At 39.3% G+C, this 17,169-nt stretch carries 14 protein-coding genes; 4 read left to right on the top strand and 10 right to left on the bottom strand.

All coding sequences use genetic code 11. The features are described from left to right. Positions 1-78: 78 nt before the first annotated feature. Together J2S11_RS21230 and J2S11_RS21235 are read right to left on the bottom strand one after the other, a co-directional pair. Positions 79-3,513, bottom strand: coding sequence for a GH36-type glycosyl hydrolase domain-containing protein (locus J2S11_RS21230; protein ID WP_307398048.1), 3,435 nt, complete (start codon positions 3,511-3,513; stop codon positions 79-81). Positions 3,514-3,616: 103 nt separating this feature from the next. Next, positions 3,617-5,788, bottom strand: a complete 2,172-nt coding sequence (locus J2S11_RS21235) for a glycoside hydrolase family 3 N-terminal domain-containing protein (RefSeq protein WP_307398050.1) — start codon at positions 5,786-5,788, stop codon at positions 3,617-3,619. Between the two features lie 636 nt (positions 5,789-6,424). Here J2S11_RS21235 and J2S11_RS21240 point away from each other — a divergent pair. Continuing rightward, positions 6,425-6,625, top strand: a complete 201-nt coding sequence (locus J2S11_RS21240) for a hypothetical protein (RefSeq protein WP_307398052.1) — start codon at positions 6,425-6,427, stop codon at positions 6,623-6,625. A gap of 504 nt (positions 6,626-7,129) precedes the next feature. Here the strand turns inward: J2S11_RS21240 and J2S11_RS21245 are convergent. Continuing rightward, positions 7,130-7,531: a ribonuclease H family protein gene (locus tag J2S11_RS21245; protein WP_307398053.1), complete on the bottom strand. Its 402-nt coding sequence runs from the start codon at positions 7,529-7,531 to the stop codon at positions 7,130-7,132. A gap of 426 nt (positions 7,532-7,957) precedes the next feature. Here J2S11_RS21245 and J2S11_RS21250 point away from each other — a divergent pair, with 426 nt between their 5' ends. From J2S11_RS21250 to J2S11_RS21260, 3 genes are read left to right on the top strand one after another with little or no spacing between them, the layout of a single operon-like run. Continuing rightward, positions 7,958-8,221: a hypothetical protein gene (locus tag J2S11_RS21250; protein ID WP_307398055.1), complete on the top strand. Its 264-nt coding sequence runs from the start codon at positions 7,958-7,960 to the stop codon at positions 8,219-8,221. Positions 8,222-8,224: 3 nt separating this feature from the next. After that, positions 8,225-9,118, top strand: a complete 894-nt coding sequence (locus J2S11_RS21255) for an AimR family lysis-lysogeny pheromone receptor (RefSeq protein ID WP_307398056.1) — start codon at positions 8,225-8,227, stop codon at positions 9,116-9,118. Positions 9,119-9,120: 2 nt separating this feature from the next. Then, on the top strand, positions 9,121-9,258 hold the full coding sequence (locus J2S11_RS21260; protein ID WP_307398058.1) for a hypothetical protein: 138 nt from the start codon (positions 9,121-9,123) through the stop codon (positions 9,256-9,258). Positions 9,259-9,364: 106 nt separating this feature from the next. Here J2S11_RS21260 and J2S11_RS21265 read toward each other — a convergent pair whose 3' ends face one another. The 7 genes from J2S11_RS21265 to J2S11_RS21295 all read right to left on the bottom strand — a co-directional run bounded on the left by J2S11_RS21265 (position 9,365) and on the right by J2S11_RS21295 (position 17,129). Beyond that, complete coding sequence (locus tag J2S11_RS21265) at positions 9,365-10,054, bottom strand: cupin domain-containing protein (RefSeq protein WP_307398061.1); 690 nt, start codon at positions 10,052-10,054, stop codon at positions 9,365-9,367. 284 nt (positions 10,055-10,338) lie between these two features. Then, positions 10,339-11,163 carry a hypothetical protein gene (locus tag J2S11_RS21270; RefSeq protein ID WP_307398062.1) on the bottom strand — a complete coding sequence of 275 codons (825 nt, stop codon included), beginning with the start codon at positions 11,161-11,163 and terminating at the stop codon, positions 10,339-10,341. An 82-nt stretch (positions 11,164-11,245) separates the two neighbouring features. Continuing rightward, positions 11,246-11,869 (bottom strand): NUDIX hydrolase, encoded by a 624-nt coding sequence (locus tag J2S11_RS21275; protein ID WP_307398064.1) that lies wholly within the window; start codon positions 11,867-11,869, stop codon positions 11,246-11,248. A 113-nt stretch (positions 11,870-11,982) separates the two neighbouring features. Beyond that, positions 11,983-13,212, bottom strand: coding sequence for an ABC transporter substrate-binding protein (locus J2S11_RS21280; protein WP_307398066.1), 1,230 nt, complete (start codon positions 13,210-13,212; stop codon positions 11,983-11,985). 57 nt (positions 13,213-13,269) lie between these two features. After that, the gene (locus J2S11_RS21285; protein WP_307398067.1) at positions 13,270-14,943 is read right to left on the bottom strand and encodes an ABC transporter permease; all 1,674 of its coding nucleotides are present in this window, start codon (positions 14,941-14,943) and stop codon (positions 13,270-13,272) included. Continuing rightward, a complete protein-coding gene (locus J2S11_RS21290) occupies positions 14,903-16,036 on the bottom strand; it encodes an ABC transporter ATP-binding protein (RefSeq protein WP_307398069.1) in 1,134 nt (377 codons plus the stop codon). The genes J2S11_RS21285 and J2S11_RS21290 overlap by 41 nt, the downstream gene beginning before the upstream one ends. A gap of 76 nt (positions 16,037-16,112) precedes the next feature. After that, positions 16,113-17,129, bottom strand: coding sequence for an ABC transporter substrate-binding protein (locus J2S11_RS21295; RefSeq protein WP_307398071.1), 1,017 nt, complete (start codon positions 17,127-17,129; stop codon positions 16,113-16,115). Between the last annotated feature and the right edge of the window lie 40 nt (positions 17,130-17,169).

The following is a 17,169-nucleotide window of genomic DNA, read 5'->3' on the forward strand; positions in this document are numbered from 1 at the left end:
TTATTTGGATAGTATCTTTTTTAGCTCTTCGAGCTAAAAGATTTGTTCAGAATAGTCAGTTATATAGTAAATGAACTTTTATGCAACACTAGTGACCTCAGATATAAAAATCTCAATACTATTCTCTTCGTCAACCAAACAAGACTTAAGGACATCCTTACTCAGGATAAAGCCACCTTGACGATAACGATTTGAAAATACCTTCGTTTCCATTGACCTTCCATTCACTTTAACTTCATCTGCTACTCCTTGACCCAGATGATAAGAGAAGGTAACTGGCTTATTCCATATTTTGAACGTAAACACTAATCCATTAAAGCGTTGTGGAAGAACAGGATCAATCTGTAGGCTTCCTTCAAAGATACGTATACCTAGCGCATTGGAAATTAACTGATTCATATAAATTCCAGGACCGCTAGAGTATATACGCCAACCACCTTTAACGGGTACGTTCCCTTCTCTCAGCAATGAAAATTGCTCCTCAGCCTCATATCGTGTTTTGAATTTCCCATCAGAGCTACTAAAATAGGCATTGCTTTGCCTACGTTCAGCGTTCGGTACAGCATCCTGAATACGAATAGGATGAATGACAGATAGCCCCTGCCATACCTCATCCCCTTTACCAAGCTTAGCCATCGCTTCAATAAAACGAATGTGGGCATGAACATACTGTAGACCTATCTCTCGGCCAAAATTAGCCGCTTGCTCAGCTCTTTGGAAATGTGTACTAACACCACCAGTATATTTTGCTGGACGATTCATTAAACGTACTCCATCAGGACAGCTAAAATGCTCCTTAATTAAGTGATACTGCTTATCTGCCTGCTCAGGAGATACTAATTCAGCGATGATACTTCGAGTCTGTGGAAGCAAGCGATAGCTAATACCCGTTTTTGTATCCTGTGGGTGCACCATCAGCTCGGGCTGACCAGGCTCCTCCATATAGATAAATCCAGGGATAACACCTGTCTCAAGCATGTACGTATTGAAATCTGCTTCAATGGCCCCGGCTAATTGCTGAAGCTCCTCTGCCTCAGCTTGATTCAGCTGAATAAGAGCTTGAGAGAACTGTTTAATGACCTGATACGTTAGGGAAACCGTCCAGCTACTCACCATAAATTGCTTTAATTGCGGGTTAGCCGGTTGTAGGGTATCGTCCCAATCTCCATCATCATACGCAGATAAATGTGTATCATGGAGAAAATGCTGACGTATATAATCCAGTTGCTTTCTGGCATGCTCTCCAATAGACACTTCATGCTCTGTAAACTGGAAGGTTTGACGACTCGTATAAGGCACTTTTTCCTTTAGGATACTATAATCCTGTGTGACATTTAAATAATCCCCAAGAATCTTCAAGGGCCATACAATGATATCTCCATGGCTCTCTCCAGCTTTTATATACGCATATTTATCATACATAAACCACTGTGGCCAGTTTCCATCCTCCTCAAATTGGTGCGAATAGAGCGTTTTAATAATTTCCTTGACCGTCTCATACTTCTGTGTCGCCATAAAATACTCTGCTGGTCCCTGACACACATCACGAGTTCCCCAAGCTGCACCGCCATACTGTTCCAAGCCGTGCGGAGCAGAGTAATGAACAAGCATATTATGTGAGTACCACCAGGCTAGAGCATTAAACTTTTCTACTTCTTCCTTAGCTTCTCCTTGCTGAGACAAATGGAAATGATTCATAACCGAACGCAAAAACTCTCTATATCGCTCAATTTCATTTGTCATATCCTTTTTCTTTAATGAAACCTGTTCTCCATAAACATGACCGTGGATAACCATCGACCACTCAGTGGAAGGCTCAAGCTCAAGAACAAGAAGGGAAGCTGATTTTGGCATTACATGAGTGGCAAGTCGTTGCTCATTCATACGTTTAACCTGAGCTCCTTCTAATTGAAAGCGGTAGGTTAAATCAGGGTAAACCTTACAGCTTTCTGCTCCTTCAGTGGCAGTTATGGTAAAACCATTCTCCTCCTCCTCCTTTAATTCAAAAGATTGATCATATTCATTATTTCCCATAGAAATCTGATTGGTCACTAAATATCGGTAGTTCTTATCTTTAGTCGAACGTAACTGAACATGAAGCTCTGGTGAGTCTACAACTGTATAACTCGTAATGACTAACGTGTCCTCCGACGTTTTGTAATACCATCTGCTATAATTAAAGCCAATTTCATACAACGATGGCATAGTGAGCAAATGATACTTGCCATCCATTTCAACGTAAATTCTTTGTCCAGATGTTTTCATGACATTCAATGCACTACGAGCATTCGTCAGCATTTTATTAAAGGACGTGTTCCCTACAGCAATTTGAGAATTAAAAATTCCATACATATACGTTGTGGACGTGAGTACATTTTCGTTCATCCTTGCGTTATCGCCCGTCATTAGAATATGACCATGAGGACGCTCAACGACTAATTCCTTTGCTTTTAAAACGATATGTTCATACGTCTCGGTGAAAAAGGAGAGTAATGTATCTCCATCATACTCTTCATGTAGCTTTTTGGGATAAAGAGCATCGATTTCTTCTTTGGTCATTTCTGAGACTATTAACGGAGTAGCAATATCGGTAGAAAGGCTTACCTTTTCTAATCCACCTTTTACTAGATTATCCCCTAAAAGCGAGTCTGCTTCAATTTGTTCCTGCTGACTCTGTACACTTTCCCTTGCCCTTAAGATATCTGTCTTGTAAGCTAATGCTGTAACTGCTTCGGACTCATTTTCTTTAAACAATCCGTAAAAAACAAATTGTGTCGAGCCATTTAGTTCAAACGTTTCAGATTTCAATCCAGTAAAGGCAAACTCATACTGATACACTTCATTAGGAAAATGCTCTAGCTTCAGCGCCTCAGGCTCATTTGTTTCCTTGTAGGAAAGTCCAAAAAATTGAAAGCCATCCGTTAAATAGCCAACAGCCTTCGTTAAAGAACCCTGCTGAACGTAAGGAAAGCCGCCTGGCTGCCTTTGATTCTGACGAGAGCAAACCACATATCCAAGCTCTTGATCTTCAAAGACACGGTGATCAATATATTGAGATGAATAAGCCTCATTTGAACGAATAAAGCCTTTACTTCCAAGACCTAAATCCTGTGCGTAAATCAGATCTACTTCTTTTTTCTGCCCTTTCAGCTGGATGTCCCAAAACCAAACCCCTTGCTCGGTTAAGCTAAAAGTAACTAGATATTCCACATCGTCCGTTTTTCCATTCCAGTGTACCTGAGACTTCGTATAGGATACCTCACTTGGAGAATGAACTCCTAATAACGGAACGACCTTCCAGCCTTCAGCTTGCTTTATTCTTAAGTATAAATTATTTAACGCTCCATCAATCGGATTAGACATCCATTGATTAATCATTACTTCTCCATGCATGGCTTCGTAAAGATCACCACTGTTTAAAAAAGTAAAGCAAAATTCTCCTGCTTGAATGTTGAATGTAGACTCCGTTGTTTCAAAAACTCCAGCTTTTGATTTCTGCTCTAGTGTCGACATGATACTCTCCTCAAGTTTAGATTTTGATCTGCTAATTCTTGTTTCTCTCGTCATTCACAGAGATACAGTTACGTCATTTACAGGGATTACAATGTAGTCCTGTTTATTGAAGCTCAAACGGGAGAGCTATTCCTTCTTCACTATTCGGTCCTACATACGCAATAAATGCTCCTGGATCACTCGTAAAATCAAGATTCGCATGATGGTATCGTAGCTGCTCCTCTGTAATAGTGAAGGAAACAACTTTCTTTTCACCTGGCTCTAAATGAATCCTTTTAAATGCCTTTAATTCCTTCAACGGTCGGACAACTTCACCAACTAAATCTTGTATATAGACCTGCACCACTTCTTCTCCTGCAAGCTTTCCATTGTTTTTAACTTTCACAGTGAGTGAAATAGGCTGTTCTTTAGTCAAAGTGTTTTCTGACAAGGTAGCGTCAGAATATGAAAATGTTGTATAGCTGAGCCCAAATCCAAAGGGTAGCAGCGGTTCATTAGGAATATCAAGATACTTGGATACATAATGGCTTTCCGTATCCTCAGGGTAATAAGGGCGACCAGTATTAAAATGGTTATAATACACCGGAACTTGACCAACAGAAAACGGAATGGACATTGTTAACCTGCCAGAAGGATTACTATCACCAAACAGTAGATTCGCTACAGCTGCCCCTCCTTCTGTTCCCGGGTACCATGCTTCTAACACCGCATCCACCTGATCAATAACTCCATGTAGATCAAGCGGTCTCCCATTAAATAAGACAGCAATCATAGGCTTTCCTAGCTCTTTCAGCCTTTTAACTAAATCAAGCTGTACCTGTGGTAACCGGATATCTGAGCGTGAGCACGCCTCACCACTCATAGATGAAGCTTCCCCGAGCGCTAGCACTAGCACATCTGCTTGCTCAGCTATTCTTAAAGCATCTTCCAATTGTTTCTCTGTACCCGTCTGAATATCACAGCCTTGTCCTACCAATAACTGTGCCGAATCTAGTTTCATTCTTAGTCCATCTGCTAGCTTCATAGCCTTCTCTTTTGAACCATGCCATGACCATGCACCTAAAATATCTCCGCTTTCCGCAAACGGACCGATTAAAGCAACTTTTTGTTCCTTTTGTAAAGGAAGCGCCCCTTCATTTTTTAGCATGACACAGGATTTTTCAGCAAGCTCTCTAGCCACAGCCCTATGCTCCGCACATAGTACGACCTCTTTCTCCTGCTGTTCATCTGCTCCACGATAAGGGTTTTCGAACAATCCAAGCTTCTTTTTCAGCTGCAATATCCGAATAACTCCTTCATCAATTAATTCCTCCGCAACAACCCCTGACTCAACTAGCTCCTGCAAATGATTGGCATAGCAAGGTGTCATCATTTCAATATCTACACCTGCTTGTATCGCTTTCTTTGCTGCTTCTGCCTCATCAGCTGCAACACCATGAGGAATTAGCTCCTTAACAGCTCCCCAATCCGAAATAATGACTCCATCAAAGCCCCATTCATCCCGTAGTAAATGACGCATCAAGGTAGCATTTCCACTAGCAGGTATTCCATCCACCGTATTAAAGGAGGTCATGACCATTTCACAGCCTTCATCAAGAGCAGCTTTATACGCTGGCAGATAATTCTCACGTAGCTCCCTCTCAGACATGTTCACCGTGTTATAATCTCGACCACCCTCAGCCGCACCGTACGCAGCAAAGTGTTTCACACAAGCAGCCACCCTGTGTAAATCTGTCTTTAAATCCTTACCTTGAAAGCCTCGTACAAAAGCTCTAGCAAATTGTCCATTCAGGTAAGGATCTTCACCCGTCGATTCCACTACACGCCCCCAGCGAGGATCACGCACTAAATCTACCATCGGAGCAAACGTAACATGAATTCCAGAAACAGCCGCTTCCTTCGCAGCAACCTGTGCACTTTGCTCCGCTAATTCCATATTCCAGGAACACCCGATCCCCAGCGGTACTGGAAAAATAGTTTCAAAGCCATGAACAATATCAGCCATCATTACTAAGGGAATCCCTAGCCTGTTCTCTTTTAAATGGGCATCTTGGATGCTTCTAATTTCCCTTGCACCTGAAGCTCCTAGCACAGATCCACTATTTAGTACAGTCTCCTTCCTAATCCCCATCTCTTCCATTGGACCAGTAATCTGTCCAGCACTGAATGACCCTTCATAAAAATGTGTCGCTAGCTGCATAAATTGAGCTATTTTCTCCTCTAACGTCATCTGCTGAAGTAATGAATGAACCGAACTTGTTAAATTCTCAGTCATCTGTTCTCCTCCGTTCTTCTCTTACAAGATCATGGTGAAATTCTGTGAAATCTATATTTACTCAAAATGCTTATAAACCCCTATAACTCCCATAAACCCCTCATTAAACTCCTACATTTTAAAGAGCTATAAGAGCTATTTAGCATTTATAAAGACTATGTAATTTTGAATTTCAATACTAAAAGTACTATTAAACTACCACTATCAAACAACTACTATCAAACGACTAGTAACTGATCTTACACCTTTTCTTCAACCCATTCTTGCAAATTATAATTTATAGCAGCTATACCACTCAATCGAAACGTTTCGATATGCTGTAAAAATAAAGAAACTGATTTCTTTATTCGAAACGTTTCGACAAGGTCATTATACGTTAAAAAGAAAGCGATTTCAAATACTTTTTTATTAGTTTGTACTGATATCATAGTGTGGTGGGTCATATACTTGTGAGATCAAAGTACTTGCTGAGGCATAATATCCTTGTTGGAGTCATAGTTTTGGAAGTATTGACTAATTAAAAAGAGGGAGAGATGAAAGGATTCTAGGATTCCCTTAATTCCCTATTGTAAAGTATGGAAGTTACCCATAAAATATATGTATGAATGGAACAAAAAATCAAGGGGGATTTATTTGATGGAAAAGAACGAGAAGAACATAGAAGAAACGCAAACAGAACCCAAAAAGGTCTCCTTAGCAGAAGCAGCCAAGCAAGCATTGGCACGTAAAAAGCAGTCCAATCAAAAGCAGCAGAGCTTCCATGACCGTGGGAACCATACGATGAAGAGCCAGCATATGAATAAACCAAAGTCACAGCGTAAGAAGATGGGGCCTTAAGAAAAAGCTTTAAGGATATCTGCTTAGCATTTATAATCTATTACTATTTCTTTGAATACTTTGGAAAATAGGACATTGTGCCAAAAGTAGTTTTTATGTAATAGCCCCATTTTGCTGTCTCCCCGCTGTAACGGACATATTTGACGCTTAGACGCTTAATTTTTCAGGTCTTGATTTTTAACGGTCATATTCGATCCTTAGACTGATTTATCCATCGATTTTCATTCAATACGACGGCTAAGGTGCAGATTTGACCGTTAGAAGTTACCGAGCTCAAATAATTGCTTCTAAGGTGCAATTTTGACCGTTAGAGATTGTATGAGGATCAAAGGACATACCTGAGCTCAAATAAACAAATAAGACGCCATTCTCCCGTTGAAGGTAGGTGGCGTCTTTTAGTATCAAACCTTTTATATAAAAAGAAACTTTCATACTCTAAACTATTGTGGACCATCACCCATAAATACTTCAGCCCACTACAAACACTTTATTAGATACATTAGGTTAATTTGTTTCTCTTTCTTCTATTATTCTATTAACCCTCATTATTTCCCCAGTAAACGCATTGATGTAGTATATCACCGCAGGACTCCAGTCCGTATATGGAGTATTATTTTCTGTATCTAGTGAGACTCTCCATACCTTTGTACGCTTATTCTCCCCCTGTTCATTTTTATGCAAATACAATGTTTGCGTTTCATCCATATGCCATAATACAGGGGAAGGAAAACCATCTTCTAGCGCTTGATTTAAAGCAATTGCTTCAGCGTTCTGAGCATCGATTCTAGGTATTTGCAAAGGATTTAAATAATAGGTTTGTATGACCATAAGGGCAACAGTTAATAATGCAGTAATAAGTACTGAGAACTCCTTTTTTTCTAGCTTTAAAAAAATGAATAGAATCACTCTCCTCTCTTTCCCGAGTTGAGTAGTAGTTTTACTGCCACGCGATCTCTCCATCTCTATTTACATACATCCACTTCACACCGTCATGAACCCGTGCTAAACTACCTTGAAAAGGATTAGTTCCTTTCAATGTTGCATCCCCCTTTTCTATGTACAGAAAATACTACAACTTTCCTCTCTTTATACAATTATAACCATTTCTATGAAGAATTGAAATGCATTGGGGCAAAATACAAAATACGTTCGTTCTCAACTAATTACTAACTTTATAATTTTTCTAGAAACAGTATATTCCAAATAAATTATCTTGAAATTAAAAAGTTACGCAATTATTCGAAATTAACTTGACCCAAATCAACTAAATCCTGTAATCTAAACATATAACTTCAAGTTGGACGGTTACTATGATTAGAAGGAGGAAATGGTGTGCTGCAAGAGCAAATTTTACGAACTCTTGATGAAAGAGATGGAGTTGACCAGAGGAAGCTATCTTATGTAGCTAATTTAAATGAGTCTTCTATCTCACGGTTTTTAAATGGTTACGAGGAAATTAATTTTGAATCTGCTTTACGTATCGTTAAATTCTTATATCCTGAGCAAGAACGGGTCATCATGGCCACATACATACCCACTCAGAAGTCTAAAAACGCACGACATGCTCTTGAATACTGTGTCATGAGCCAGCTTTGAGAGGTGCTAGAAAATACAATTGAGCTACTCTCAAACTCAAGTAATCCCGTGGACAAAGAATGGGCTGCCATGTATGATCTTATTTATCTGCGTAGGGAAAAGCTACTAACTCCAATGGAACAGCTTGATAGAATCGAAGTTTTTAAGCCTAAAGAAGTAGAAATGAAGATATTAAAGTCTATTTTAAAAGCCTATATTTATTCAGATCTTCAAGAACGGTATTCGATTTTTTTGCATATCAGTGGAACCGATGAATTAATTGATAGTCTTACTAGCACATTTATAAAGGATTCTTTTAACATAAGACTAGGTTTAATTATGAGCTATGTATATTTGTTTGAGAATGACCTAGAGAAATCTAGAGAGTATAGTTATTCCATACTAAATCAAAGCTTCTTTGAAAATGTAAAAGCAAATGCACATCATAATCTAGGCACTTCATTTTTACTTGAAGGCTATGAAAAGGCATCAGAACACCTTAATAAGGCATTAGACTTTTTTATGTATCATAATCAGGCTACTAAAGTAAAACAGGTTGATCTCAATTTATCCTTTCTCCAATCACTATGGAATAAAGATTTTGCTTATACTTTGTCCCTTGATAATCATACCTGTTTCTTAACTTATATTTATTACCTAATTAAAAAAGGAGAATCCATACTAGCACTAGAACATATAAATAGGATAGCTATAGAGGATTTAGATCAGTGGGATAAAGCTTTTTACTTCTACTACAAGGGACTTCTCTCTCAGGATAAGACAGATTATTACTACTCTGTAGAGTATTTTTCAAATCTCAATAACTTTTTTCACATTCAGCTACCTTTGCTAGAATTAAAAAAATTAGGAGAAAATGAAGTAGCACTTCGAATTCTACGTTCAAGAAGGAGGAAGTAACCATGAAGGGGTTCGTAAAAATTTTGTTTTCCAGCACAATTGTTATTATTATTTTTATCATGAGCTCTTTTTCAGCTTTAGGAGGACCAGGGAACGGTATGATTGAACCATATTCAATCAAATTAGATGAGAAATACTGAGTTTGTCAATTTACTCTTATGAAACTACTAACTCTTTTTATAGTTGCATGGTTGGTAACCACAAGATTTTTTATCTTGTGGTTATTTTAAATCTGTGACTATAAAATTAGTATCTATTCTCATAACTATTAGACTGAGTGTAGTAATTAGACTGCGAAAACCTTGGATCTATACTACCGGCATAAGGATAACTTGTTGTTGAATAAGCAGGTGGATTAGAATAGCTTCCTCTTTGATTGCCCTGATTCGCATACGTCTGTCTCACACACCCATCTGTCGGACCAATAACAATCGTCTCATTTAATGGAGCCAGTGTTTTTCGTAACTGCTCAGGGTTCAAACAATATGTGTGAGCTAGAACCTCAATTGGCGTTTTCCTTAGAATATCTGAGCCAAAAATATACTCAGGATATGGGGCATCAAAGATGGCGAGTAAATGGGTACGATCCTCAGAGGCAATTTCCCAATGCCACCAGCCCTGAGGAACATTAGCGACCTGTCCAGGTGCAATCGGAACATTAGACAATTCGTTGGTAAATGGATTGATTAAAGACACCACAGCTGAACCAGTGATACAGTAAACGAGCTCTGACGCATTCTGATGATAATGTGGTTCTACTACCCTACTTTTACTTAAATAGATATCTAAAAGCGACACATTACCTAGTGTGTTTAAAATATCTTTGCCTAAGCGATTTATATAGTTCTCAGAGTTTCTTGTAACCAATCGGTTCTGATTTAGATCAGCAAAGTATTGTACATTAGAGCTAGTAAACTTAACGTAAGGATTTACCACACAACACAGCTCCATTCATCAAAGACTATTATCGTATTGTATGATTTAGGAGCGAAATCGTGACAAATGACTAGATTATGAAACAAAACTTCCCTCAAATTAAGAAAAGCTTCTATTGAAGCCTTCTCAAAGAGGTTGTGTAGTCCATCATTAGTGGAATCTTTTACATGCAGCCAAATTTATAAAACTTGAAGAAATCATTGTATCAATTTTTATAAATTCTTAGACTGTAAAAAAGCTCATTACCCCGCTTGATCAAAAATGGGTAATGAGCATTTATTATTTTACAAAGCTACCTTAATATAAGTCCGATCATCAAAGGAAACATAGCCACGCTGTAGTCCCTTAGCACTTTTATATTTCCTAAAGCATAACGGATCAGTAGCTAAAATTTCCTTCAAATACTCTTCTGTCTCAATTAGATTATCCCTTAGCTCTGGATAGCCGTCTGAAGCAAAAATCAAATGCTCTGCATCAGCAGGAACTGGTATGGCTTTAATCCGCTCCATTAACATCGAAAAGCCATTGACCACTTCATAGCCATATTGATTACCCTCTTTGTTTTGTAAAAAGTATTGCTTTTGAATGAGTGGCATAATGAATTCAAATCCAGTATCCTTCTCAAGCAATTCCTCCACCGTTCTCCCTCTTTGAATTTCCGACTCAAGAAATAAAGAACGTGCGGCAGCTGTAATATCGTCGATCTCTTTAGGGTTTGTATGGGTCGTATTATCAACCATACATTGGCAATCTCCCACTAACCAGATCATTTTGTGATAGCTACTGTATATGACCATTGAAGCTGCTGGAGCAAGATACGGAGTCTGAGCCAGTTCTTCATAAATCCCTTGCTTTCTATAGTAAGCCGTTAATTCTTCATTAATCGTTGCAATAATTTGTTCTATCTCAGCCTGTTCTGGCATGTCCTGCATCACTTGTCCAATTAATTGAGAAATCAATTGACCGGGTGTTTTTCCATCAATTAAGCGACCAGAAACGTTCGTAGCCCCATCAATAACACAGACAAAATGCTCATTTACAACGTAATAATCCTCACACGTTTCTGGTCGTCCTGTCTTGGCAACAATCTGCTTTTCTATGACCTTCATAGGAATATCCTTCCTTAATGTGTTTTATATGACGGCAAGCTCTAATTTGATGAGCTATCCTAATTGAAAAAGAGGCTAGAGTTTAATCAAAGTAAGGGGTCAACGAAGGGTTATTCATGTACGTAAAGAGAAGTCGAATTTGCTCAGGAGTCATTCGGTCTAGGGATATAGGAGGAAGCTCATCCACTCCAAAAAAGCCTATCTCTTCGATTTCAATGCTTTCACTAGGCTCTCCGCCAATGATGTCGCATTCAAAATAAAAGGTGTAGATATCAAAAGCAGAAGGAAGCTGATTATGGCATTTTCGATCAAAGAGGGCAAGCATACGTTTTACTTCCACCTCATAGCCCGTCTCCTCTCGAACCTCCTTAATCACAGAGCCGCTAGGTGTTTGCCCAATGTCTGACCAACCGCCTGGTAAGCACCATTTGCCGTCCGCTTTTTCACGAACAAACAGCATTTTCTCATCCCTAAAGATGACAGCACGAGCCCCAACCTTCGGTGTGGCATAGCCTGTTTCATTGGCGAACCAGCTTTTAATGTCCACACGCTCCTGCCCAGACATGAGCTCCATCATATCCACAGAAATCTCTCTAAGCTCTTCGTACCTTTCTATATCAAACTCATCCTTCCCATAAGCAAGACCACTTTGGGCGAGAGCCTGGATTCTCTTTGTCCACTCTAACAGCTTTTGTTGTGTATCCACAGTTACTCTCCTCACTTCTCTATCATCCTTTTTCTCTAAGCCATCCACTTTTTTTCTTGTCAAAGCAAAGCTCAATTTACAATGAAGCCGAGCTCAAATATCACTTGAAACTTTTATTCTGTACTCTCAATTTCTTCCTGTAGCTCTAACAACCTGTTCCAAATGTCCTGATCAAATTCCGAAGCAAAGCTTCCGTCCGTGTACTCTGCTTCCTGAATCATTTCATGATAGGGTTTTGATAAAGATGTTGAAATATTGAGATTAGGTTCCTTCATTAATGAGCGTAGTGCAGGAATATAATTGGAATTATCGCTTAGCTCCCTAGCATTCTCCAGATTGGATAAAAAGGATATGAACTGAGTAGCACGCTCAAGATCCTGTTCTGTAGACTTCTCAGATTGTAGCACAACAATCCCACTTCCCCCACTCATATAACCTCTTTCTCTTTCCGTCTCGTTATTGCTATAAGGGATGGGAATAATGTCTAAATCAAACTTTCCCGCAACAAGTCTCTCAATTAAAGAAATATGCTCAGAGGAGCTTAAGAGAAAAGCACCCTGACCATTAACAAATTCAGTAATGGCTAGATGATGAGTGAGAGGCGGCATAATCTGATAGGAATGGACAGCCGCTGTCCATTCCACTAAATCTCCCCTAGACAAAGCCTCTCTCTCAAATTCATCATTACCTTCAGCTATATATGTTCCTTTTTGCTTTAACATCGTTCGCAAATACCAGGGGGTTTGTAGATCTGTATGAAAGCCCCAGAGCATACCATTGGAGGGGATACCAGCTATATCATTAGCAATCTCCCATAAATCATCCCACGTATAAATGCCATATGGTGAAACGTACCCTTGACTTTCTAACATAGATTGATTGACATAAATAGTTGGTAGGCTTCCACCAATGGGCCATGCCCACAAAGCATTATCATATTGAAAGCGACTGGCAATGCCAGGCACTAAGTCCTTAAGTTTAGCCGAATCTAGCCAGTCCTCAAGAGCAACAATTCCTTCCGCCTCAATAAGTGAATAGATCCCATAGTGAGCACTAATCTCAGCTAAATCCGGAGGAGTTGTAGCTGAAACAGCTCCAACTAACTCCTCCAGCAGTGTTTCAGAGTTATGAAAGTAGCGTACATTAACAAGCATATGCTCAGTCTCTTCTTCAAACCTTTTTGCCATTTCACCCGTTTCAGGGTTACTTGTCCATAGCTCAAGTACCTCTCTAGGCTTTGTTTCTTGAGTGAGATTAAAGCCTTGCTGATCCATCTGCCATAAGTACATGAGAATAGCTATGATACCTACAAGACTGATTCCCAGCCAAAGGTTTCTCTTCATCACGATTCCTCCCTGTGTCTTACCTTATTTTCAAGGCAAAAATGAGGATTGTCAATCTTAGAGAGAGAAGCCTTTTTTACCTGATAGCTTGCTCACAACAATGAGCGAAACAATTGTACTTAACGATAGAATTGAGGCAAGAGCAGCAGCCGTTCCGAAGTTGGCTGTGAATACCTCACTATAAATGGCAACTGTAATCGTAGCCGTTGCTCCATAATAAAGAACAATCGTTGAGCTCAGCTCATTAATCGTTGTAATCCAGCTAAGAATAGCTCCTGAAAGTACACCAGGAATCATTAAAATAGCCGTTGTTTTGAAGAAGGTTTTCATTGGTGGAACCCCCAAGCTAATAGAGGCCTCCTCCACACTTTTGTCAATCTGATAAAGAATGGCTGTACTCGAGCGCATCGTATAAGGGAGCTTACGAATACAATAAGCAATCACTAATATAATCCACGTTCCTGTCAGCTCGATTGGTGGCTTATTAAAGGCAATAATTAAGCTGATCCCTAGAACCGTTCCTGGAATAACGTATGGAATCATGATTAACGCATCCAGCAATGAGGTGATTTTGGATCTTCTTCTTACGACAACATAGGATAATAAAAGTCCTAAGGTAACCATAATAACAATAGCTATACTTGAATAAGTAAACGTATTAACAATCGCTTTTGGTACGCGATAAAGAACCTCTTTATAGCTGTCAAAGCTAAATTCTCCGGTAAATACTGGTCCATTTGTCTTTAAGAAGGACGTTGTAATAACCGTAGCCTGTGGAATGATTGAAACGGCAATAACGATTAAAACAAAAGCAAAAACGAAAAACTTTGTCGCCCCTTTTAATTTCTTCTCTGCTGGTGGGCGCAGACCACTTACTGTATAGGTCTTACGGTTTACCAAATACCTCTGAACAAATAACACGGAGGTTGTCACAACAAGCAGAATCATACTTAAAGTACTTGCCATGGCAGGGTTTGAGCCCATTTCACTAATAAATTGCTCATACGCTAAGATAGGTAGAACCTTCTCGCCTTGGCCAATTAGCATCGGCGTACCGAAGTCGGCAAAGGAAGCCATAAATACCATTAATGCTCCCGTTGAAAGTGTTGGGAAAATAAGTGGAAGCGTAACTGTACGCATACGTTTCCATCCGTGCATTCCCATGCTTTCAGATGCCTCTTCTAAAGAGCTATCAATTGTTTTTAACGCTCCTGATACATACAGGTAAATATGTGGGTAGAACTGAATACTAAACACCCAGATCATCCCGTGTAGACCATAAATAGACTTGATGTTAAGGCCTAGCTCTGCTAGGAAGCGTGTGATAAATCCATTGTTTCCAAGCATTAGAATCCAAGAATATGCCCCGATAAAAGGAGGGGAAAGTAAAGTCAAGATAATAAGAATATTAATGACTCCTTTAAAAGGAAACTCATAGCGTGTCATGAAATAAGCCATAGGTATTCCAATTAAACAAGCAAACACAGTGGCTAATGAAGAAACAATAAAGCTATTAAAGAGAGCACTGTAATAATACTTATACTGGAAAAAAGTCTCGTATGTGGTAAAGTCAATCTTACCGTCTTGAACAAAACTATTTACTAATATATTGAATAAGGGGTAAATGAGAAAGAAGCCTATTAAAATAAATGCTCCAATCGTTACAAAGTTCCAAAAGTCTAAATACGTTTTAAACGGCTTTCGTTGAGGTTTTAGCTTTGCTGTTTGCATGGGAGTTAATGACCTCCTCTCCCTGCTGGTCAAACATAACCGCATATTCTGGATTTAAATCAATTTTGACCTGATCTCCATCCGTACGTAAATCCTTAAATTGAATATTGTGCTCATGGACTTGAACAACCTGACCGTTAGAAAGCTTAACCTGATACTCTACCTTTTCTCCAAGGAAAGTTGATTCAATGATCTTTCCAGCAACAACTGCCTTTGGCTCAGAGCTTGTTTCGTCAACAAATCTTAATTGCTCAGGTCGAACAGAATAGATGGCTTTACCACTATAGCTACTGTTTAAAGAAACCTCGAAGGAAATACCTGCTATTTGAACGGTTGCTGTACCGTCTTCTTTATAATTTGAACAGTCTCCCTCAATAAAGTTTGTGGTTCCAATGAAGTTGGCTACAAACTTATTTTTAGGTGCAAGGTAAATTTCATGAGGCTTCCCAATTTGTTGAATTTTCCCTTTATTCAGAACAGCGATTCTGTCAGATACAGCAAGCGCTTCCTCCTGATCATGTGTGACATAAATCGTAGTAATATTTAAACTCTTTTGAAGCTGACGAATATCTGAACGCATCTTTAAACGAAGCTTAGCATCTAAGTTTGAAAGGGGCTCATCCATCAGTAAAAGTCCCGGGTGAATAACCACTGCTCTTGCAAGAGCAATACGCTGCTGCTGTCCACCACTCAATTGAGCAGGCTGGCGATCCTTAAGATGAGTTAACTCAACCATTTCCAATGCTTCTAGAACGCGCTTCTCTATGTCCTTCTTACTTACTTTCCTTGCCTTTAATCCGTAGGCTACGTTATCGAAAACCGTCATATGAGGAAAAATCGCATAGCTTTGGAATACCATACCAATGTTACGTTTATAAGCCGGTACATCATCTATCTTCTGATCCCCAAAGAAAATATGTCCTTCCTCCTGACGGTAAAAGCCTGCCAATGTACGCAATAGAGTTGTCTTCCCGCATCCACTTGGACCAAGTAGGGTAAAAAACTCACCTTGTTCAATGGCTATATCAGCTCCGTCTACACCTTTTATGTCATCAAAATACTTACTTACCTTTTCAATTTTAATATGAGCCATGATCTCTCCTCCTATGAAGAAGAATCACGTTCACACGTGATTCTTAACTTTTCCTATCTTTAGATCCTACTAATTCCTATTGCTTAATTACGATGTCTAAGAATTTGTTTAAGACCTCATCCTTATTTTCAGCAGACCAGCTAAAATCATAATCAACCACTGGAATTTCCTCTGTTGCAGCTAAACCTTCAGGAGGATTTACGTCATCACGGATAGAGCGACGATTAAACTCCTTAACAATTAGCTCCTGTACATCTTTACCAGCTAAGAAATCGATAAACTTCTGTGCGTTTTCCATGTTCTTAGCATCTTTAATAATAGCCATTCCGTCTGGAACTGTAGATGTTCCTTCAGCAGGGTAATGTACACCTACTGGAGATCCACCAGCGATATAACGATGAGCAGCTTCCTCTAAAGTAACACCGATTGGAAACTCTCCATCAGCAACTCCACGGAATACCATACTTGAACCAGAAAGAAGCTTTCCATCAAGGTTAGCTACAAAGTTCTCAACGTACTCCCAGCCTTTATCTACATTGTCCTGTGCGAAAAGCATTGTCACAAGCTGAGTGTAAGAAGAGCCTGAGCGAGCTGGATCACAGAAGGCAATTAGCCCTTTAAATTTAGGATCTAAAAGCTCTTCCCAGCTAGTTGGAACCTCATCCTCAGAAATCATGTTTTTGTTGTACATGATAACCATTGGTAAAGCAGAAAATCCTGTCCAGTAATTGTTTGGGCTTTTGTATTCAGCTGGAATGTTAGCATCCTCACTAGATACATAAGGCTCAAAAGAAGAGCTAAACGCCTCTAAGGATTCTGCTCCGCCACCCCAAAACACATCACCAAGTGGATTTGATGTTTCAGCCTGTACACGGTTTAAAAGCTCACCTGTACCACCAGTAACTAGATCTACTTCAATCCCTGTACGATCCTGAAATTCTTTGATGATAGGATTAATAATTTCAGCCTGATGCGGTGAATAAACAGATAGCTTATTCGATGCTCCAGAATCTGTACCAGTAGATGAACCACAACCTGCTACAAGGACAAGAACAGCCGTCATAACAGAAAGCCATACCAATAACTTCTTCATGTTTCTCCCCCTTTTTTGCTTCATTGTACTTACCTCTCTA

This window comes from Bacillus horti (genome assembly GCF_030813115.1).
Classification (GTDB): domain Bacteria; phylum Bacillota; class Bacilli; order Caldalkalibacillales; family JCM-10596; genus Bacillus_CH; species Bacillus_CH horti.